Source organism: Pseudomonas sp. MAG733B, from assembly GCF_036884845.1.
In the GTDB taxonomy this organism is placed as follows: domain Bacteria; phylum Pseudomonadota; class Gammaproteobacteria; order Pseudomonadales; family Pseudomonadaceae; genus Aquipseudomonas.
Genome location: NZ_CP145732.1, coordinates 5,266,266 through 5,285,973, shown reverse-complemented (window position 1 = coordinate 5,285,973; position 19,708 = coordinate 5,266,266). Strand labels below are relative to the sequence as shown.

Annotated in this window: 16 protein-coding genes; 11 read left to right on the top strand and 5 right to left on the bottom strand. The window is 61.6% G+C overall.

Translation table 11 applies throughout. The features are described 5' to 3' along the window. Positions 1 to 220: 220 nt before the first annotated feature. The 4 genes from V6Z53_RS24060 to V6Z53_RS24045 are packed head-to-tail and all read left to right on the top strand — an operon-like array spanning position 221 to position 5,818. Entirely contained in the window at positions 221 to 2,125 is a 1,905-nt protein-coding gene (locus V6Z53_RS24060; protein WP_338582134.1) for a sigma-54-dependent Fis family transcriptional regulator, read from the top strand. Then, positions 2,125 to 3,843, top strand: a complete 1,719-nt coding sequence (locus V6Z53_RS24055) for an ABC transporter ATP-binding protein (protein WP_338582133.1) — start codon at positions 2,125 to 2,127, stop codon at positions 3,841 to 3,843. Before V6Z53_RS24060 ends, V6Z53_RS24055 begins: the two co-directional genes overlap by 1 nt. Positions 3,844 to 3,848: 5 nt before the next feature. Continuing rightward, positions 3,849 to 4,526 (top strand): S8 family serine peptidase, encoded by a 678-nt coding sequence (locus V6Z53_RS24050; protein ID WP_338582132.1) that lies wholly within the window; start codon positions 3,849 to 3,851, stop codon positions 4,524 to 4,526. Beyond that, positions 4,523 to 5,818, top strand: a complete 1,296-nt coding sequence (locus tag V6Z53_RS24045) for a tryptophan 7-halogenase (protein ID WP_338582131.1) — start codon at positions 4,523 to 4,525, stop codon at positions 5,816 to 5,818. Before V6Z53_RS24050 ends, V6Z53_RS24045 begins: the two co-directional genes overlap by 4 nt. A gap of 111 nt (positions 5,819 to 5,929) precedes the next feature. On the opposite strand, the gene V6Z53_RS24040 is transcribed toward V6Z53_RS24045, so the two are convergent. After that, entirely contained in the window at positions 5,930 to 7,420 is a 1,491-nt protein-coding gene (locus V6Z53_RS24040) for an aldehyde dehydrogenase family protein (RefSeq protein ID WP_338582130.1), read from the bottom strand. A gap of 525 nt (positions 7,421 to 7,945) precedes the next feature. Between V6Z53_RS24040 and peaA the strand changes: the two genes are divergently transcribed. The 4 genes from peaA to peaD all read left to right on the top strand — a co-directional run bounded on the left by peaA (position 7,946) and on the right by peaD (position 12,506). Further along, a complete protein-coding gene (gene peaA / locus V6Z53_RS24035) occupies positions 7,946 to 9,526 on the top strand; it encodes a quinohemoprotein amine dehydrogenase subunit alpha (RefSeq protein WP_338582129.1) in 1,581 nt (526 codons plus the stop codon). 81 nt (positions 9,527 to 9,607) lie between these two features. Continuing rightward, positions 9,608 to 11,038 (top strand): quinohemoprotein amine dehydrogenase maturation protein, encoded by a 1,431-nt coding sequence (gene peaB, locus V6Z53_RS24030; RefSeq protein WP_338582128.1) that lies wholly within the window; start codon positions 9,608 to 9,610, stop codon positions 11,036 to 11,038. Between the two features lies 1 nt (position 11,039). Then, positions 11,040 to 11,363 (top strand): quinohemoprotein amine dehydrogenase subunit gamma, encoded by a 324-nt coding sequence (gene qhpC, locus V6Z53_RS24025; RefSeq protein ID WP_008016081.1) that lies wholly within the window; start codon positions 11,040 to 11,042, stop codon positions 11,361 to 11,363. 24 nt (positions 11,364 to 11,387) lie between these two features. Beyond that, positions 11,388 to 12,506: a quinohemoprotein amine dehydrogenase subunit beta gene (peaD, locus tag V6Z53_RS24020; RefSeq protein WP_338582127.1), complete on the top strand. Its 1,119-nt coding sequence runs from the start codon at positions 11,388 to 11,390 to the stop codon at positions 12,504 to 12,506. A gap of 149 nt (positions 12,507 to 12,655) precedes the next feature. On the opposite strand, the gene V6Z53_RS24015 is transcribed toward peaD, so the two are convergent. After that, the gene (locus V6Z53_RS24015) at positions 12,656 to 13,057 is read right to left on the bottom strand and encodes a lysozyme inhibitor LprI family protein (RefSeq protein ID WP_338582125.1); all 402 of its coding nucleotides are present in this window, start codon (positions 13,055 to 13,057) and stop codon (positions 12,656 to 12,658) included. 160 nt (positions 13,058 to 13,217) lie between these two features. On the opposite strand from V6Z53_RS24015, the gene V6Z53_RS24010 reads away from it, so the two are divergent. Both V6Z53_RS24010 and V6Z53_RS24005 read left to right on the top strand, forming a co-directional pair. Further along, positions 13,218 to 13,706, top strand: a complete 489-nt coding sequence (locus tag V6Z53_RS24010; protein ID WP_338582124.1) for an SRPBCC family protein — start codon at positions 13,218 to 13,220, stop codon at positions 13,704 to 13,706. A gap of 7 nt (positions 13,707 to 13,713) precedes the next feature. Continuing rightward, entirely contained in the window at positions 13,714 to 14,514 is an 801-nt protein-coding gene (locus tag V6Z53_RS24005) for an aminoglycoside phosphotransferase family protein (protein WP_338586558.1), read from the top strand. A 269-nt stretch (positions 14,515 to 14,783) separates the two neighbouring features. Here the strand turns inward: V6Z53_RS24005 and inhA are convergent, their stop codons facing one another. After that, positions 14,784 to 15,470 carry an isonitrile hydratase gene (inhA, locus tag V6Z53_RS24000; protein WP_338586557.1) on the bottom strand — a complete coding sequence of 229 codons (687 nt, stop codon included), beginning with the start codon at positions 15,468 to 15,470 and terminating at the stop codon, positions 14,784 to 14,786. A gap of 89 nt (positions 15,471 to 15,559) precedes the next feature. Here inhA and V6Z53_RS23995 point away from each other — a divergent pair, with 89 nt between their 5' ends. Continuing rightward, positions 15,560 to 16,543: a GlxA family transcriptional regulator gene (locus tag V6Z53_RS23995; RefSeq protein ID WP_338582123.1), complete on the top strand. Its 984-nt coding sequence runs from the start codon at positions 15,560 to 15,562 to the stop codon at positions 16,541 to 16,543. Here the strand turns inward: V6Z53_RS23995 and V6Z53_RS23990 are convergent. Next, the gene (locus V6Z53_RS23990; RefSeq protein WP_338582122.1) at positions 16,512 to 17,414 is read right to left on the bottom strand and encodes an alpha/beta hydrolase; all 903 of its coding nucleotides are present in this window, start codon (positions 17,412 to 17,414) and stop codon (positions 16,512 to 16,514) included. The genes V6Z53_RS23995 and V6Z53_RS23990 overlap by 32 nt on opposite strands. Before the next feature lie 350 nt (positions 17,415 to 17,764). Further along, entirely contained in the window at positions 17,765 to 19,588 is a 1,824-nt protein-coding gene (locus tag V6Z53_RS23985; RefSeq protein ID WP_338582121.1) for a glycoside hydrolase family 15 protein, read from the bottom strand. Positions 19,589 to 19,708: the final 120 nt, after the last annotated feature.

The window sequence follows — 19,708 nt, the reverse complement described above, 5'->3', positions numbered from 1 at the left end:
ATCGCGGGCAAGCCTTGCTCCTACAGGGGATGGGGTTGAATGCAATTGTTGGGTCGCCTCGATACCGTAGGAGCAAGGCTTGCCCGCGATGAACGATAACGCGGTCCACCTGACGGAACACAAGCGCCCTACGGCACTTGCCATCGCCCTGACGTTAACGTAAAGATTGCTCCAGGGCGCCGATGTTTGAAGGCGCAGGGCGGACGACCCGGAGCGCTTGATGACGCTAATAAAAACAAACTCCCCCAAACTGCACCGCGAAGCCCGGCTGGCCCGGGAAAAGCTGCATCTGGAAGGCGAAGTGCCCGATGGCGTGCTGCGCGCCGAAATCGACGCCTCCTGGCGACGCAGCCTCAGCCATGGCGTGCATTTTAATGCCAAGCATGAGCTGGCACTGGAATCGAGTGCCAGCCTCGACGTGCTGCTGGCCAGTAACCGATTGCTGATCGACGCCGCGTTGCCGGCCATCGATTACCTGGCCGAACGTCAGGGCAAGGAAGGGCTGATCATCCTCGCCAACTCCGACGCCACCATCCTTGCCGTCGAAGGTCGCGCCGACCGTCTCAAGGGCAGCGGCCTGCAAGACATCACCCTCGGTGCCTGCTGGAGCGAAGCCGCTCGCGGCACCAATGCTCTTGGCACCGCGCTGGTTGAAGCCCGGCCAACGCTGATCGATTGCGGCGAACATTATCTGGATCGCCTCAGCGATTTTTCCTGCACCTCGGTGCCGATTCATTGCCCGCAGGGCGGCATCCTTGGCGTCCTCGACCTGACCCGCGAAGGCCCGCTCGGCCGCGCCCACGACAGCACCGCGCTGCTGGCCATGGCCGTCAGCCAGATCGAGAGCCGGGTGTTCAACGCCAGTTATCCGGACGAGATCGTGCTGGCGTTTCACAGCCGTCGCCAGTACCTCGAATCCCCATGGCAAGGCCTGCTGGCGGTCAGCCTCGGCGGGCAGATCCTCGCGGTCAGCGCCCAGGCCTGCCAGTTGCTGCATGCCGAGCGTTCGGCGCTGGTCGGTCGGCGTTGTGAAGAGTTTCTCGGTGTCGATGGCCTGCAATTGCTGGCGCGACTGCATCAGGGCGGCGTCGGTAGTCTGCAAACCGCCAAAGGCGAGTTTTTCTACAAGACCCTGCGCGCGCCGCAACGCTCAATCAATGTCAGCAGCCCGCCGCGCAGCGTGGCGAAAACCGCCAAACCGCAACCCGATCTTGAATCCCTGGCCGGCAGCAATACCCGTTACGCTCGCGCGCTGCGCATGGCCCGACAAGGCCTGGCCAACGAACTACCGGTTTTGCTGTTGGGCGAAACCGGCACCGGTAAAGAAGTCATCGCCCGTGCCTTGCACATGGCCGGCGCGCGCTGCGACAAACCCTTCGTCGCGGTGAATTGCGCGGCAATCCCCGAAGGCCTGATCGAGTCCGAACTGTTCGGCTACCGCGAAGGTGCGTTCACCGGTTCGCGTCGTGGCGGCATGGTCGGTCGCTTGCAGCAGGCCCATGGCGGCACGCTGTTTCTCGATGAAATCGGCGACATGCCGCTGGCCCTGCAGGCTCGCCTGCTGCGCGTGTTGCAGGACCGCAAGGTCGCGCCATTGGGTGCTGGCGAAGAGCAGGACATCGACGTCGCATTGATCTGCGCGACCCACCGCGACCTCAAGCGTCTGGTCGAAGAAAAGCATTTTCGTGAAGACCTGTTTTACCGGGTCAACGGCATCAGCGTGATGCTTCCGGCCTTGCGCGAGCGCGAGGATTTCGCGGGTTTGGTCAGTCGTTTGCTGGCCAAGCTCGATGCGCCGACCGTGGTGCTGCATGACGGCCTCAATCACTTGCTTGGCGGCTATCATTGGCCGGGCAACATCCGTCAACTGGAGATGGTCTTGCGCACCGCGCTGGCCATGCGTGAACCGGGTGACACAGTGCTGACCCTCGACCACTTGCCCGACAGCATGCTCGACGAATTGACCGCGACCGAACGGCCCCAGGCCGGCAGCATCCGTGAAAACGAACTGGAGATGATTCGCCAGTCCCTGGACAGCCATCAGGGCAACGTCTCGGCCGCCGCCGACGCCCTGGGCATCAGTCGCGCGACCCTGTATCGCAAGCTCAAACAGTTGCGTTCGTGATGCAGCGCTTGATCGTTCGGCTGATCGACAGCCAGAACCCCGAGGCCCTGCAAGCGGCGTTGCGTTGGCTCTACAGTTTTGTGCGGCCCCATCGGCTGGCGATTGCCGGGTTGCTGGGATTGTCGGTGTGCGCCTCGGCGTTGGTGCTGGTGCAGCCATGGCTGACCAAGCTGCTGATCGACGATGGTTTGCTGGCGCGCAACTTCCCGATGCTGGTGCTGATCGCCGGGCTGATGATTGTCGCCGGACTGCTGGGCACGGCGCTGTCGGGGATCAACCGCTACCTGCACACGCGGTTGTCCGGGCGCATGCTGTTTGCCCTGCGCGATGACCTGTATCGGCATTTGCAAAACCTGTCGCCGAGCTTCTACGGGCAGCGGCGCATCGGCGACCTGATGTCGCGCCTCGATGGCGACGTGGCGGAGATCCAGCGCTTTGCCGTGGACTCGCTGTTCTCGGCGGTGTCCAGCGTGATCGGCCTGGTGGTGGCGGTGGCGATGCTGCTGACCCTGTCATGGAAACTGTCGTTGCTGGCGCTGGTGCTGATTCCTCTCGACGTGCTCTGGCTACGCTGGATGCGGCGCAAGGTCGAGCGCGATGTGCGGCAACTGCGTGAGCGTTCGGCGGACATGTCGTCGTTCATGGTCGAGACGCTGCCGGTGATGAAATTCATCCAGTCGGCTGGCCAGCAGCAGCGTGAAGCGCGACGTCTGGAAACGTTGGGGCAGGGCTACATGAGCCAACTGCTGCGCCTGCAAGTCACAGAATTTTTCACCCAGGCCGTGCCGGGCACATTGACCTCGCTGTCCCGGGCCTGCGCGTTTTTGATTGGCGGTTACTGGGTAGTGCAGGGCACCTGGCAACTGGGTGCATTGATCGCGTTTTCCACTTATCTGGGCATGGCTGTCGGGCCGGTGCAAAGCCTGCTGGGGCTGTACGTGGCGATTCAACGCATGACCGTCAGCCTCGGCCGGGTGATGGAATTGCGCGGCGAAGAACCGACCGTGCTCACACCGGTCACACCGAAGCCGATGCCGGCTTCTGGTGAGCTGCGTTTCGAGGACGTGCATTTCACACATCCCGGTCGCCAATCGACATTGCGCGGTATCGAGGCGCGGATTCCCTACGGTCTGAAAGTTGCGCTGAGCGGCGGCTCCGGCGTCGGTAAATCGACGCTGATCGACCTGCTGCAACGACATCACGATCCGCAGTCCGGGCGGGTGCTTTTGGGCGAAGTGGATGTGCGTGAGCTGGACCTGTTCCAGCTGCGTCAGCGCATTGCGGTGGTCAGTCAGGACATCGTGTTGTTCGGTGGCAGTCTGGCCGACAACCTGGCCTATGCGGTGCCGGATGCTAGCCGTGAAGCGATTGCCGAAGTGGCGCGGTTGGCGCAGCTCGACAGCCTGATCGCGTCCTTGCCTGAGGGTCTGGACAGTCCGTTGGGTGAGCGCGGCCAGCAGTTGTCCGGCGGGCAGAAACAGCGCATCGCCATTGCCCGCGCGCTGTTGCAGGACCCTTTGATTCTGGTACTCGACGAAGCCACCTCGGCGGTGGATGAAGCCACCGAGCGCGAAGTGATCGAGGCCATCGACCGCCTGTTTGCCGAGCGCACCCGCATCCTGATCAGCCATCGCCCCTCAACCCTGGCCGATGCCGATCTGCGTTTCGAATTGATTGACGGTGTACTGATGTCGAAAACGGTGTTGCATGAAGTCTGAGCCTTATGAAAGCTGAGCTGCGTATCGGTGTGGTGGACAGTGGTCACTCGGCGGCGCAACGGGTGCAGGTGATCGCCGGGCGGCGTTTTTCCCTGATAGAAGACGGACTCGCCGAAAGCGACCTGCGTGATGATCCACTGGGACACGGCAGCGCAGTGATCGACGCCATCGGCCGGCGTGCACCGTCGGCGCTGTTTTGCGTCGCCCAGGTGTTTGATCAGCGCGGGGTCACCAGCGCTTTGCAGATCGCCACGGCCATCGATTGGCTGGTGGCGCAGGACGTGCGCCTGATCAATCTGAGCCTCGGTTTGCGTCAGGATCGCAGCCTGTTGCGTACAGCTTGTGCGGCAGCTGTGGCGCGGGGCGTGCTGCTTTGCGCTTCCAGTCCGGCGCAGGGCGAGGGCGTGTATCCGGCGAATTATCCACAGGTGCTGCGCGTCACCGGCGATGCACGCTGTGCCGAACTCGAGTGGTCCTGGCTCAACAGTGCCCAGGCCGATTTCGCCGCGTGTGTGCATGGCACGTATCCGGGGCAGTCGGGCGCCAGTCTCGGCTGCGCGGCATTGAGCGGGCACATCGCCGGTTTCCTGGTGGAGCAGCCCGGGACGAGTAACGAACAAATCATCGAATGGCTTCGACACAACGCGCGTTATCGCGGCCCTGAACGGCGTTTCGCGCCATGACCACGATCGTGATAGTGGGCGCCGGGCCGGCAGGCGCAGCGGTGGCCCTGGGGCTGCGGCGACTGGGTTACGCCGTTACGCTGGTCAGTGAATGGCGCCGGTTTGCGGCGCTGGAGGGCGTTTCCATTCGGGTGCTGGAGGCTTTGCGCGCTGCGGGCCTGCATCAGGCGTTGGCGGATGCGACGCTGCCCTCTCAACGTCAGGTGAACTGGAACGGCCAGCAGCACGCGCAAAACATCGAGTATCTGCTGGATCGCCCGACCTTTGATCGCGGTTTGCGTGAGGACTTGCGTGCGGCGGGAGTGGTGTTGATTGAAGGCCGGGTGCTTGGCGTGCAGTCGTCGTCCTCAGGGCATCAAGTCCAGATCGAAGGGCATGAGGTGCTGAGCGCGGACTTTCTGGTCGAGGCCCGTGGCCGTCAGGCGCCGACCCTCGGCAAAGGCCTGCGCGGGCCGGAGACGGTCAGCCTGCTCAACCGCTGGCAAGGTGCGCCGGGCACTACCGCCAGCGCCGTGGAGAGCCTCAAGGATGGCTGGGCGTGGATGGCGCGGCGGGCCGACGGTCAGTGCTACTGGCAATGGACGGTGGACGTGGCCAGCGCCGGGTTGCCGGGCAAGGCGCAATTGCTGGAGTACTGCCAACAGCGGCGTCAGGACTCGGCGGTGGCCCGGGCATTTTTCGGTGACGAACCCGAGCTCGATCTACAGCTCCGCGCCCGCAGCAGCACGGCGATTCTGAGCCCGCAGGTGTGCGGCGATAACTGGATTCGCGTGGGCGACGCGGCGATGGCCGTGGACCCGCTGTCGGGCAATGGCATTTTTCAATCGCTGTCCTCGGCCTTGCAGGCACCGACGGTGATCAACACCCTGCTGCGCAAAACCGAACGCGCGGGGTTGGCCCAGCGTTTTCATCAGCAGCGGGTCGAGCAGTTGTTTCTGCGCTTCGCCCGGATCGGTCGGGACTTTTATGCCGATGAGCAGCGTTGGTTCGATCAACCCTTCTGGCAGGCACGGCGGCAATGGCCGGATGCCGAGGTTGCCCATGCCGAGGCGAATTTCGAGGCGTTGAGGATTGAACGGGCGCCGGTGTTGCGTGATGGATTTGTCGATGAGGCTGAGGTGGTGATTACCGCGGATCAGCCGTTGGGGATTTGGCATGTGCAGGGGATTGAGGTGGCGGTGTTGGTGCGGCGGTTGCGCACGGAGCCGGCGGAGAAGGTGTTGGCGGGGTTGACCTGCGAACAGGGGCGGATGGTCAGGAGTTGGTTGTTGGCTCAAGGCTACAAACCCTGAAATTCGTGCTGATTGGGCTGGCCTCATCGCTAGCAGGCTAGCTCCCACATTGGAATGCATTCCCCTGTGGGAGCTAGCCTGCTAGCGATGACGGACCGAAAAACGCCGCGATTACAGCTTGATCAACACCGATTTCAACTCGGTGTAATGCTCGATCGCCGCATACCCCATCTCACGCCCGACCCCCGACATCTTGTACCCGCCAAACGGCAGCGCCGGGTCCAGGGCGCTGTGGCAGTTGACCCACACCGAACCGGACTTGATCCGCGGAATCATCCGGTGCACCGCCGCCAGATCGTTGGACCAGATACTCGCGCCCAATCCATAAGGGCTGTCATTGGCCATGCGCAGAGCATCGGCTTCGTCATCGAACGGGATCGCCACCAGTACCGGGCCGAAGATTTCCTCCTGCACCAGCGAATGCTTCTGATCGACGTCGACAATCACCGTCGGCTTGACGAAAAAACCCGGCCCGAACTGCTCGCCACCGCAGGCGATGGTCGCACCGCTTTCGCGACCCTTTTCGATGTAGCCGTAGACGCGTTCCTGCTGACGCGCCGAGATCAGCGGCCCCATGTCGACGCTCGGGTCCAGGCCGTTACCGAGCTTCATGGCATTGGCGATATCGCTGATGTCCGCCACCACATTGTCGAAATGCTTGCGCTGTACATACAGGCGCGAACCGGCGCAGCAGACCTGGCCCTGGTTGAAGAATATCGCGCTGGCGGCACCGGCCGCGGCGGTTTTCAGGTCGGCGTCGGCCATGACGATGGTCGGCGATTTGCCGCCCAGTTCCAGGGTGACCCGTGTCATCGAGTCCATGGCGATCTTGCCGATCTGCTTGCCCACGGCGGTGGAGCCGGTGAAGGTCAGCTTGTCCACCAGCGGGTTGTGGGTCAGGGCCGAACCTGCGGTGATGCCGGTGCCGGTGACCACGTTGAACACGCCTTCCGGGTAGCCAGCCTCCAGGACCAGTTCTGCGAGTTTCAGCGCGGTCAGCGGGGTTTCGTCGGCGGGCTTGAGCACCACGGTGCAACCGGTGGCCAGCGCCGGGCCGAGTTTCCAGCAGGCCAGCAGCAGCGGGAAGTTCCAGGCAACGATGGCGCCGACCACGCCCACGGCTTCGCGGCGGATGAAACTGTGGAATTGATCGTTGGGCATCAACGGCGCCGACACGTCGACGGTGGAACCTTCAATCTTGGTCGCCCAACCGGCCATGTAGCGCAGGAAGTCGATGGATAGCTGCACGTCCATCACTTGAGCGACGGCTGCGCTTTTGCCGTTGTTCAGGCATTCCAGTTGCGCCAGCAGCTCGGCGTCGCGTTGCATCAGGTCGGCGAGTTTCCACAGCAGGTTTTGTCGCTCCCGTGGACGGGTGCGGGTCCAGGCTGAATCATCGAAGGCCTGGCGCGCGGCGAGCACGGCGCGGTCTACATCGTTCGGCGTGGCCCGTGGCACCTCGCACAGCACTTCGCCAGTGGCCGGGTTGTGCAGGGGCATGGTCTGGCCGTCGGCGGCCTCGACCCATTCGCCGCCGATGAGCATGCGCGGGGCGCGCTGGATGAATGCCGAAGTGGCGGGAAGCAGGTTTGGGAGCGACATGTTGAAACCTCGTCTTGTTCGTGTGGCGAGGTCTTTCGCAACGGTTGTGCCAGTTGTTGATTTCTTTGTTTCGAGCCCGGACGGGCGGGCTCGCTGGTGGTTTTTCGAATGGCCTCGGCGTGGGCAAGCGTCGCAAATTGCGACGACGTGAGACATCCCGAACACAAAACCCTGTAGGAGCGGGCCTGCTCGCGATGGACTAAAGAGCACTGCGTTTAGCCAGTAAGCACGCGTAATCGTTAACGACCATCGCGAGCAGGCTCGCTCCTACAGAAAGCTATGCTTGTCTCAGGCTGAAACAGTTGTCGCGAAATTAAACGCGGAACGCAGACGACACGATTGGCAAAACACCGGCCTTTATCGACAAGTCATTGATTCATAGAAATATTCATAAGCTGGCACGCTCCGTGTATTGCTCATCGCAGACGTTTCTCTTGCCTCCGTCAGTGGTTCGCCACCGACGGCAGAAACCAAAAAAACGATAAGCCACAAAAATAAGAAAGCACCGTGCGAGGTTCGACGTTGATGAAGAGAAAACTCCGATCAGGCATGAGCGCCAGCCTGCTGGCCGTGGCCGCTTGCGTGGCGCTGCATTCGCCTCACAGCCTGGCAGCCCGCGACGCCCAGACCATCCTCAAGGAAACCTGTCAGGGCTGTCACACCCCTGAAGCCGATAACGCCCTGAGCCGTATCAGCCACCAGCGCAAGACGCCGGAAGGCTGGCTGATGAGCATCGCCCGCATGCAGACCATGCACGGATTGCAGATCAGCGATGAAGACCGTCGAACGCTGGTCAAATACCTGGCCGACACTCAAGGCCTGGCGCCGAGCGAAACCGATGGCGTGCGTTATGCCATGGAGCGCCGGCTCAACACGGTCGAGCAGTTCGACGACCAGACCAGCCAGATGTGCGGCCGCTGCCACTCCGGTGCGCGGGTGGCGCTGCAACGGCGTCCGGCGCAGGAGTGGGAACGACTGGTGAACTTCCACCTCGGCCAATGGCCGTCGCTGGAATACCAGGCGATGTCCCGTGACCGCGACTGGTTCGATCTCGCCCGCAAAGAGATGGTGCCGCTGTTGGCCAAGCGTTATCCGCTGGACAACCCGGCCTGGAAAAAATGGCTGAGCACCGCGCCGAAAAGCGAGGCGCTGGTCGGCGACTGGAGCTTCAGCGGTCACTTGCCGGGCAAGGGTGAACTGGCCGGTGTGATGAGCGTCAGCGCCGACGGCAACGACACTTTCAAGGTCAGCGTCAAAGGCCAATACGCCGACGGCACGCCGTTCAACGGTGAGGGCAGTGCAATCCTCTACACCGGCTACGAATGGCGCGGCAACGTGACCATCGATGGCGTGACCATGCGCCAGGTGTTCGCTGCCCAAGGCAATGCGATGCAGGGCCGGATGTTCGAGGCCGAGCACGATGAGCGCGGTCTGGACTTCGTCGCCGCCAAGCAGGGCTCCCAGCGTTTGCTGGCGGTGCAGCCTGGTTATGTGAAGGCCGGCAGCGAAACCGAAGTGACCCTGATCGGCAGTGGCCTCAGTGGCAAGCCGAACTTCGGTAAAGGCGTGGAAGTGCTCGAAGTCGTCGAGCAAGGCCCGGAGCAGATCAAAGTCAAAATCAAGGCTGCCGCCAATGCCCAGCCGGGCCTGCGCGCGGTCACCGTCGGTACGCTGAAAGGCCCGAACCTGTCGGTCTACAGCAAGATCGCCTCGGTCAAAGTGGTGCCGGAGTTCTCGGTGGCGCGCATAGGCGAGGGCGGCGGTTCGACGCCGAAAGTCCAGGGCCGTTTCGATGCCGAAGCCTGGGGCAAAGGCGCCGATGGCAAACCGTATCGCATCGGTGTGTTCCCGGCGCAGTGGAAGGTCGAGGCCTTCGACGACCGCGCCAAGGAAGACGAGGACGTCAAGTTTGCCGGCACCATGCACGCCGACACGGGCGTGTTCACGCCGGGCGATGCCGGGCCGAACCCGGCGCGCAAGATGTCCACCAACAATGCCGGCAACCTCAAGGTGATCGCCGCCGTCGACGACGCAGGGAAATCCCTGACCGGCGAAGGTCACATGATCGTGACCGTGCAACGCTGGAACAATCCACCCATTCCGTGATGTGCCTGGACTTGTACGTTTCAGACATTTTTTCGGAATGACCGCAGGCCCTCAAAGCAGGGCTTGCACAGGAGGTTGGCAATGGGCGCTATCTTGAATCTGGTCGAACGCAACCTGCACGAAGTGCACGTCGATGCCGACCGCATGCTGTTTCACATTCCCAGCAGTTCGCTGTTCGCCAGCGATGAACTGACCGGGACGATCATCGATACCTTGCGCGGTCCCGGTTGTTCTTCGGACGACCTGATCCAGCGCCTCGCCTCGCGTTTCAACGGCGAGGAAATCACCGAAACCCTGCGCGAGTTGATGGCCCTGGAACTGGTCAGCGACGGCTCGCCGCTGACGCCGGACATCGCCGCCAAACGGGTCGAGCGCACGGCAATCAATACCGTGGTCTTGAACGTCAATACCGGCTGCAACCTGAGCTGCACCTACTGCTACAAGGAAGACTTGGACAAGCCTTCGGCCGGCAAGAAAATGGACGTGGAAACGGCCATCGCGTCAGTGGAAATGCTGCTGCGCGAATCCCCGGACGAAGAGCGTTTCACCGTAGTGTTTTTCGGCGGCGAACCGCTGAGCAATCGCAAGCTGATCGAGTACATGGTCGACTACTGTGAGAAGCGTTTTCGCGAGGCGGGCAAGTTCGTCGAGTTCGTGATGACCACCAACGCCACGCTGCTCACCGAAGAAACCGTGGACTATCTCAACGCTCACCGCTTCGGTCTGTCGGTGAGTATCGACGGTCCGAAAACCGTGCACGACCGCAACCGCATCACCGTGGGCGGACAGGGCACCTATGACGTGGTGCGGCGCAAGGCCGAGATGCTGCTGTCGCGCTACAACAGCCGTCCGGTGGGCGCGCGGGTAACGTTGACCACTGGCGTGACCGACGTCGAAACCATTTGGGATCACCTGTTCAACGAACTGGGCTTTGCCGAAGTCGGCTTTGCCCCGGTGACCTCCGGCGACATCAGCAGCTTCAACCTGACCAGCGACGAGCTGATCGAAGTCTTCGCCAGCATGAAGCGCCTCGGTCGGCGTTACCTGGAGGCCGCTTTGGAACACCGCAACATCGGTTTCTCCAACCTGCACCAGTTGATCACCGACATTCACGAAGGCCACAAGAAAGCCCTGCCATGCGGCGCGGGCCTGAAGATGCTGGCGGTGGATCACAAGGGTGAGCTGAACCTGTGCCATCGCTTTACCGGTTCGAGCCTGCCGACCTTCGGCAACGTCCACAGCGGCGTGAAGCAAGTGGAGTTGAACGACTTTCTGTCCCAGCGCCTGGACCGCACGAACACCGGTTGTGAGGACTGCCAGATCCGCAACCTGTGCTCCGGCGGCTGCTACCACGAGAGCTACGCGCGTTACGGCGACCCGACGCACCCGACTTATCACTACTGCGAACTGATGCGTGACTGGGTCGACTTCGGCATCGAGGTCTATACCCGGATCATGGCTCACAACCCTGCGTTCATCAGCAGCTACATCACTCCGCGCAAGGCTCACTGATATGAAACATCTCAAGGCAATCAATAACAAAGCGTTGAAGCTGGATCAGGCCGCGGACGAGAACCGCATCGAAGAAGTGGTGGCTATGAGCTCTGTGGCGGGCTGTGCGTCGACCACCGACCCAGGCTGGGAAATCGATGCGTTTGGCGGTGTGTCGTCGCTGTGCCAGCCTATGGAGGCTGACCTGTATGGCTGCTCCGACCCGTGCTGGTGGCCGGCCCAGGTGCCCGACATGATGAGCACCTATCCGGACTGGAACAAGGATGCCCAGGCGTCCAACGACAACTGGCGCAACCTCGGCACTGTCTTCCCGAAAGACAAGTGATCTGACAAGAAGAAGGATTCCAGCATGCACAGCATAAAAGCCTGCGGCCTGGCCGCTTTCGCCGTCCTGAGCACCTGTTCGCTCAGTGTCCTGGCGGATGAAAACACCGCGTTGCAAGACGGTCACGAATACATGTTGACCACCAACTACCCGAACAACCTGCATGTTATCGACCTGGCCACGGACACCTTGTACAAGACCTGCAAGATGCCCGACGCCTTCGGCCCCGGCACCGTGCAGTTGTCACCGGATCGCAAGACCGCCTACGTCCTGAACAATCACTATGCGGATGTCTACGGCGTTGAGCTGGACAGCTGCAAGCAGGTGTTCCACGCCAGCATTACCCAGAAGCCGGGGGAGAAAGCCAAGTCGATGTTCGCCTTCACCCTCAGCCACGATGGCAAGGAGTTGTTCACCGTCGCCAACCCGACCTTGATGCTCAACGATCGCTACGAAGTGCAGCAACCGCGGCTTGATGTGTACAAGACCGACGCCGGCATGGACGCCAAACCGGTGCGCAGTTTCCCGGCGCCGCGTCAGTTGACCATCATGCAGAGCGGCGACGACGGCACGCTGTACGTGGCGGGGGCGGATGTCTACAAGGTCAATGTGCAGACCGGCAAGTTCGACGTGCTGATCCCCAGCCGCCACTGGAAACGCGCGAACTACAGCGCACCGGACGTGCTCTACGTGTGGAACCAGCAGACCTATCGCCATGACTTCTCGCTGCTCTACACCGCCGCGAAATTCAAGGACAAGAAACAGGACCCGGCCACCGCCGAATACCTGTACGGCCTGTTCAGTGTCGACCTGAAGACCGGCAAGACCGAAACCACCGATTTCGGCCCTCTGACCGAAATCTACTTCAGCGGCATGCGCTCGCCGAAAGACCCGAACCTGATGTTCGGCGTGCTCAATCGGCTGGCCAAGTACGACATCAAAGAGAAGAAAATGCTCCAGGCGGCGACGCTTGAACACTCCTACTACTGCATTTCCTTCAACAAGGATGGCAGCAAGATCTACCTGGCCGGGACGTTCAACGATGTGGCGATCTTCGATGCCGACAGCCTGAAACAGACGGGCAGCATCAAGTTGCCGGGTGGGGACATGGCGATTACCACGGCGCAGATTTTTGTCCGGTAATTGCGGCGCCTGAACTGGCGCCATCGCTGGCAGGCCAGCTCCCACAGTGGATTTGCGGTGTGGTCACTATTGTGTGAACACCACCGAACCCTGTGGGAGCTGGCCTGCCAGCGATGGGGCCCTCAAAAACACTACAAAAATAGCCGAAATCAAACCCCCGGCACCGGACACCCCAAATCCCCCTCCTGGCACTTCAGATAAGTCTTGAACGTCTCAACCCGCGCCTTGGTCAATTCAGTCACGCAATTGCTGTAGATCAGCGGATAAACACTCCCGCCTTCCACCCCGGACGCCGAAAACTTGCACTCGGCATCACGAAACGCAATCCACGACCGCTGCGCGCCCAGCAGCAGTTTCTTGCTGTCGGGGTTACCCTTCAGGCGCGAAGTGATTTGCTGGTAAAGCGCATTCAACTCCTTGTCCGCCGCCGCATGCTGCTGCGACGCGCACTGGTTCATCGTGGCCTGATCGGTGGCGTTGTCGCAGTCAACGGCATGAGCCAGGGACGTGAACAACAAAGGCGTCAACGCCAGGAGAAAGCGTGCGTACATGGCAGAAACTCGCTGTAACGAGGGAAATTGCGGTGCAGTGTAGCGAAGCCGGCATCGATGTCAGGCGAACGATTACGACAGCTGACAGCCCACTCATACAACTTTCGGGCTGGACATGTGGTCTTAGAGGCCTACTGTTGTTCAGTACAGGAGGTGACGTATGAAACCAGTTCCCAATAGTTTTGAGCGCAAAATCAAGCTTAAATCGCCGCGCTCCCATGTCTGGCGTGCCTTGGTCGACGCGGAGGCGTTCGGTCAATGGTTCGGCGTAGCGCTTGAAGGCAGGCGTTTCATTGCCGGCGAGTGGACGCAGGGGCAGGTGACGTATCCCGGTTACGAACATGTGTTGTGGAATGTGTTGGTGGAGCGGGTCGAGCCGCAGCAGTTGTTTTCCTTTCGCTGGCATCCTTACGCCGTGAATCCGAAGATCGACTACTCCCAGGAGCCCACCACGCTGGTGAAATTCGAAATGGAAGACTACGAGGACGGCACGCTGCTCAAGGTTTCCGAGTCCGGATTCGCGCACATTCCCGACATACGCCAGAAGGAGGCGTATTACATGGACAGCCGTGGCTGGGAAGAGCAATTGAACAGACTGGAACAATTCCTTGTTGAAAACGCCAAAGCCCGCGAGCGCGAGAGTGACTGACGGCAGTATGTTTGATCTGTGGCTGAAACGCTGGGCGCTGGTGCCGGATGGACAACCGATCACCACGCCCGGCAGCCGCTTGTTGCCGGTGCGCCGGGGCGATGCGCCGGCCATGTTGAAGATTGCCATCGACGCCGAAGAAAAATTCGGCAACCTGTTGATGACCTGGTGGGACGGCGACGGCGCTGCCGAGGTTTACGCGCAGCACGGCGATGGCCTGTTGCTGGAGCGGGCGATGGGGCAGCGGTCATTGATGCACATGGCCCTCAACGGCGAGGACGACGAGGCCAGCCGAATCCTGTGTGCGGCGTTGGACCGTTTGCATGCTCCGCGACCGACACCGCCACCGCCGATGTTTGCCTTGTCACCCTGGTTCGCCTCGCTACGTGCGGCGGCGCAGCTTCAGGGCGGTGCGTATTCCGCGTGCCTGTTGACCGCCGAAGCCTTGCTGGCCGAGCCGCAGGACGTTGTGGTGTTGCACGGCGACATGCACCACGACAATGTCCTGGATTTCGGCCCGCGCGGCTGGCTGGCCATCGACCCGAAACGGGTGAGCGGCGAGCGCGGTTTCGATTACGCCAATCTGATCTGCAATCCAGACTTGCCGACCGCCTCGGACCCGCGACGATTCCAGCGGCAGATAGAGGTGGTGGCCGAGGCCGCCGGGCTTGATCGGCGCCGGTTGTTGCAATGGGTATTGGCGTTTGCCGGTTTGTCGGCGGCGTGGTTTCTTGAGGATGGCGACGACCGGGCGGCTGAAAGTCAGCTACAAGTCGCGAAACTCGGGGCCTCCAGCCTTGGTGCATGAGGCATCTAAGGGTGTTCGGAGGGGACGCTATAGCGAATGTCTTACACGCCGTAACAACTATGTCGTCTATTGCGGATTGGATCCCATGCGTATTCTGGCCTCATCCACTGATGCACAGGGAGTGCTCAGGATCATGGATGATCGGCCATTTGCATGGAATGCTGACGACAGGGAGTCGTAATGGTCTTGGAAGAACCCGCTTCGGCGGGTTTTTTTATGGGCGCAGGAAAAGTCCTGGCAGCAGGAGCCTTGGCCCCCGCTGCTTTTTTCTACCGACGGTCGAGTTTCGCGGCGGCACGCTCAGTGATTTCCGTGCGCAGTTTCAACGAACCTGCGGCGCGTTTGCGGGCCTCTTCCAATACGCTGGCTGGCGCAGTTTCCGGGCTACCTGCCTGGAACGGCGGAGCCGGGGCGTACTCCAGCTGCAATTGCACCAGTTCAGCGGTGTCCCTATCGAACAGTTCTGCGGCCAGCGTCAGGGCGAAATCGATGCCCGCGGTAATCCCGCCACCGGTCAGCAGATTGCCGTCACGCACTACGCGATCCTTCACCGCAATCGCCCCCAGCGGTGCCAGCAATTCGTGATAGGCCCAGTGGGTGGTGGCGCGTTTGCCTTTCAACAAGCCCGCCGCGCCGAGCACCAGCGCACCGGTGCAGACCGACGTCACGTAACGCGCATTCGCGGCCTGAGCCTTGATGAACGCCAGCGTTTGCTCATCTTCCATGAGCGGCCCGACGCCGCTGCCCCCGGGAATGCAGATCACGTCCAGTGCCGGGCAATCGTCGAAAGTAACGGTTGGTTTCAACATCAGGCCGGTGCTGGCGGTGATGGGCATCAGGTCCTTCCAGATCAGATGCACCTTCACATCCGGCAACGAGGCCAGTACGTCGTACGGGCCGGTGAGGTCGAGTTGCTGCACCTGTGGAAACAACAGAAAACCGATCTGCAAGGTCATGGTGTTTTTCTCCTGAAGTGGGTGGACGACTTCACTGTAGGCGCCTAGGATTTGGCGCATACGCCAATCACCCCACGAATTCCGCCAAAATGACGAAAACCATTCACGTACTCGCGTTCGCCAACGTGCAATTGCTCGACGTCACCGGGCCGTTGCAGGTGTTTGCCTCGGCCAACGACATCGCCCGCCAGCAAGGTTCACCGGCACCGTATGCGCCATCGGTGATCGCCAGCGGCGGCGGGGCGGTGATGTCGTCGGCAGGGTTGGCGTTGTTGGCCGAACCATTGCCCGAGCAGGGCAGCGACACCTTGATCATCGCCGGGGGCTGGGGTGTTTACGCGGCGGCGGAAGATCAGCCTCTGGTGAGTTGGGTGCGTGAGCATGCGGCGCAATGTCGACGGGTGTCATCGGTGTGTACGGGGGCTTTTTTGCTGGCGGCCAGCGGCTGGCTCGATGGCCGGCGCGTTGTCACCCACTGGACCCGATGCGAGCAGTTGGCGCAGCAACATCCACAATTGCAGGTCGAACCCAATCCGATTTTCATCAACGACGGCCCGGTCTGGACCTCGGCCGGGGTCACCGCCGGCATCGACCTGGCGCTGGCGATGGTAGAAGCCGATCTGGGCCGCAATATGGCCTTGGAGGTCGCGCGGCAACTGGTGGTGTTCCTGAAACGGCCCGGCGGCCAGTCGCAATTCAGCGTGACCTTGTCCTTGCAGAAAGAAGGCAGCCGTTTCGACGAACTTCACGCCTGGATCAGCGAAAACCTCACCAAAGACCTCGGCATTCCAACCTTGGCGCTACAGGCCGGCATGAGCGAACGCAGCTTCGTCCGCCACTACCGCGCCGACACCGGCCAGACCCCGGCCCGGGCCATCGAGCTGATCCGGGTCGAGACTGCGCGGCGCCTACTCAGCGATACCGGCGTACCGATCAAACGGGTCGCCATGCAATGCGGATTCGGCAGCGAAGAAACCCTGCGTCGCAATTTCCTACGGGCGATGGGCGTAACGCCGCAAGCCTATCGCGAGCGTTTTTCCGTCAGCGTTGCAGCAGATCCAGTAATGCCTTGAGCGTTGCCTCGGGGGCTTCTTCGGGAATGTTATGCCCGACACCCGCCAGCATCCGGCGCTCGTAACACCCGGTGAAATGCTCGATGTCGTCGTCGACCTCCCCTGCCGGGCCAACGCCATCGTCGGCGCCGCACAGGGAAATCGTCGTCACGCTGATCGGTGGCTGGAGGGTCAGCGCCTCCTCGATCGACTCCAGCGCCGGGTCGCCGGCCACATACATGAAGCGGTGACGATAAGAGTGAATCACCACGTCGACGAAATCCGGGTTGTCGAAGGCGGGCGCGCTCAAGGGATAACGCTCGGCCCTGTTTGCCCAGGTCGGTGACCACAGCTTCCACAACAACTCACACACGCCCCGGCGATTTTCCGTCAGTCCCTCAACGCCACGCGGCGTATGAAAATAATACTGATACCAGAGACGATGCTCGGTTTCCGGGGCGCGCGGCCGGATCGAACGAGGAATGTTCTGCAGGTTGTAGCCATCACCCGTCACCAGACAACGAACCCGCTCCGGCCACAACGCCGCGACAATACACGCCGCCCGACCGCCCCAGTCATAACCGCAGAGCGCCGCTTGCTCGATGGAAAGTGCATCCATCAGCTCGAGCAAATCCTGAGCGAGGGCGGCTTGCTGCCCGGAACGCAGCGTGTCAGGACTGTTGAATCGCGTCGGGCCGTAACCGCGCAGGTAGGGCACGATCACGCGGTAGCCCTTGGCCGCGAGAGGCGGGGCGATTTCGTCGAAGGCGCGGGGGGAATAGGGGAAACCGTGGAGCAGGATGACCGGGTCGCCGGTGATGGGGCCGTGTTCCTCATAGGCGAGGTTCAGAATCGGAGTCCGGACATACTGGATCGGCGCGTGATTACTCATTCGTCAGTTTTCTCCTGGAACTCAACTTTCGCTATCTGGTTGAAATACTTCGCCGCTCCGCTGTACCCGCTGAAGGTCGATGTTAGGTTGGGATGGATAGGCTGGCAATCGGGGATTGCGGTGGGGTTGTTTATTAGATGTAGGACTCGGGCTTGTACAGAATCCACGCCGAATGAGCTTTTGTGGCGAGGGAGCTTGCTCCCGCTCGGCTGCGCAGCAGTCGTAAAACCATTTCGATGCGGTGCACCTGACAGATCGTATTCACAGCCTCCAGGGCTGCTTCGCAACCCAGCGGGAGCAAGCTCCCTCGCCACAAAAGCCTGTTCGCCAGAGCTGATTAGGCGGCGACTTCAAGGCTGCCAAAAACTCTTCTCCCCACTCAACTTCCGATCAAGAAAACACGCGGCGCTGATCAACGCCAGGTGCGTCAACGCTTGCGGCGTGTTGCCCATATGCCGCGCGTGGCTGTCGAACTCTTCGGCGTACAGCCCCAACGGATTGGCGTAGCGCAGCAGTTGTTCGAACTCCAGATGAGCCTTTTCCACCCGGCCGGCGCGGGCCAGGCATTCGACGTACCAGAAGGAGCACGCGGCGAACGCGCCTTCGGTGCCGGGCAGGCCGTCGATCTGGTTGAGGTCGTTGTGGTAGCGGTAGACCATGCCGTCGCGCACCAGGTTTTTTTCGATGGCGTCGAGGGTCGAGAGCCAGCGCGGGTCCTTTGCGCTGACGAAACGTACCAGCGGCATCAGCAGCATCGAACCGTCAAGACCAGTGCCACCGATGTGCTGGACGAAATGCCCGCGTTCCTCATTCCAGAAGTTGTCCCAGATGTCGGCGTAGATCGCTTGCCGAGTCTGATCCCAGCGGGCGAACGGGGCGGGCAACGAGCGTTTCGAGGCGAGACGAATCGCCCGATCCAGTGCGACCCAGCACATCAGGCGCGAGTGCAGGAAGTGATGCTGCTCGCCGCGCATTTCCCAGATGCCGACGTCTTCTTGTTGCCAGGTTTCGCAGACCTGATCGACCACTTCCACGGTGTGCTTCCAGCCTTCGTGGGAAATAGCCTCGCCGTACTTGTTGACCAGATACACCGCGTCCATCAGCTCGCCGAAAATGTCGAGCTGAACCTGCGCGTACGCCAGATTGCCGATGCGCACCGGCTTCGCGCCACCGTGGCCGGACAAGTGCGTGAGCTCGATTTCCGGCAGTTCCTGACGGCCGTCGATTCCATACAGAATGTTGAGTTTCATCGGTTGGCCGCGACAATCGCTGACCCGCCCGCGCAGCCAGCGCATGTAGGCATTGGCTTCTTCGACAAAGCCCAGGCGCATGAAGGCGTACACCGTGAACGAGGCGTCGCGGATCCAGGTGTAGCGGTAATCCCAGTTGCGTTCGCCGCCGACGGTTTCCGGCAAGCCGAAGGTGGCGGCGGCGAGGATGGCGCCGTGTTTGCGTGAGGTCAGCAGCTTCATCGCCAGCGCCGAGCGATTGACCATTTCCCGCCAGCGACCGCGATAGTTGGACTGGCCGATCCAGTCGCGCCAGAACTTCAGCGTGCGTTGCAGGCACAGTGCGGCGGCGCCTTCCTTGAAGCGCGGATCGTCGATGGCGCCGAGCAGGAACTCGGCGGTCTGGTTCTGTTCGAGAGTGAATTCGGCGACCGCCGCATTGGCGTCCATGCGCAAAATCTGATCCGCAGACAGGCGCAGCGATGGCTGATTGGCGGCTTCGAAAATTACGTCCTTTTTGTCCATGCGCGCGCGGGTCATGGCGCGGGCGTAGTCGTGACGCACGGCGCAACGCAGATGAAAAGTTGCCTTGCCGCTGACCACTCGCACCCGGCGCATCAGCACCGGAAAATCGTCCTCGCTGTCGCCGATCGGCAGCAGATCGGTCACCTCGACCACCGCGCGATCGCTGAGCCAGCGGGTCTGCAAGACGTTGGTGTCCGGCAGGTAAATCTGCTCGCGGCGGGCGTCGGGCAAGTCCGGGGACAACTGGAAAATGCCGGCCTCGGGACTGTCCAGCAGCGAACAGAAAATCGACGGGCTGTCGAACTCCGGCCAGCAGAAAAAATCAACGCTGCCCTTGTCATTGACCAGCGCGGCACTGCGCATGTCGCCGATGATGCCGTGGGCGTCGATGGGGCTTTGGCGTTCGGGGTGATCAGCCATTGTCGCGGGGCTCCGGGAATCAGGGGTCTATTTAGCTGACTGGTTTGGGTGGACTGGAGTTCATTTGTGCGTTGACTGTTCTGGCCCCATCGCCAGCAGGCTGGCTCCCACATTGGATGG

Coding starts and splice junctions, on each gene's coding strand:
- V6Z53_RS24005 (WP_338586558.1), top strand. CDS start 13,714: ATGTTTGATCTGTGGCTGAAACGCTGGGCGCTGGTGCCGGATGGACAA.
- V6Z53_RS24060 (WP_338582134.1), top strand. CDS start 221: ATGACGCTAATAAAAACAAACTCCCCCAAACTGCACCGCGAAGCCCGG.
- V6Z53_RS23995 (WP_338582123.1), top strand. CDS start 15,560: ATGACGAAAACCATTCACGTACTCGCGTTCGCCAACGTGCAATTGCTC.
- V6Z53_RS23990 (WP_338582122.1), bottom strand. CDS start 17,414: ATGAGTAATCACGCGCCGATCCAGTATGTCCGGACTCCGATTCTGAAC.
- V6Z53_RS24015 (WP_338582125.1), bottom strand. CDS start 13,057: ATGTACGCACGCTTTCTCCTGGCGTTGACGCCTTTGTTGTTCACGTCC.
- V6Z53_RS24010 (WP_338582124.1), top strand. CDS start 13,218: ATGAAACCAGTTCCCAATAGTTTTGAGCGCAAAATCAAGCTTAAATCG.
- peaA (WP_338582129.1), top strand. CDS start 7,946: ATGAAGAGAAAACTCCGATCAGGCATGAGCGCCAGCCTGCTGGCCGTG.
- V6Z53_RS24055 (WP_338582133.1), top strand. CDS start 2,125: ATGCAGCGCTTGATCGTTCGGCTGATCGACAGCCAGAACCCCGAGGCC.
- V6Z53_RS24050 (WP_338582132.1), top strand. CDS start 3,849: ATGAAAGCTGAGCTGCGTATCGGTGTGGTGGACAGTGGTCACTCGGCG.
- peaB (WP_338582128.1), top strand. CDS start 9,608: ATGGGCGCTATCTTGAATCTGGTCGAACGCAACCTGCACGAAGTGCAC.
- V6Z53_RS23985 (WP_338582121.1), bottom strand. CDS start 19,588: ATGGCTGATCACCCCGAACGCCAAAGCCCCATCGACGCCCACGGCATC.
- V6Z53_RS24045 (WP_338582131.1), top strand. CDS start 4,523: ATGACCACGATCGTGATAGTGGGCGCCGGGCCGGCAGGCGCAGCGGTG.
- peaD (WP_338582127.1), top strand. CDS start 11,388: ATGCACAGCATAAAAGCCTGCGGCCTGGCCGCTTTCGCCGTCCTGAGC.
- qhpC (WP_008016081.1), top strand. CDS start 11,040: ATGAAACATCTCAAGGCAATCAATAACAAAGCGTTGAAGCTGGATCAG.
- V6Z53_RS24040 (WP_338582130.1), bottom strand. CDS start 7,420: ATGTCGCTCCCAAACCTGCTTCCCGCCACTTCGGCATTCATCCAGCGC.
- inhA (WP_338586557.1), bottom strand. CDS start 15,470: ATGACCTTGCAGATCGGTTTTCTGTTGTTTCCACAGGTGCAGCAACTC.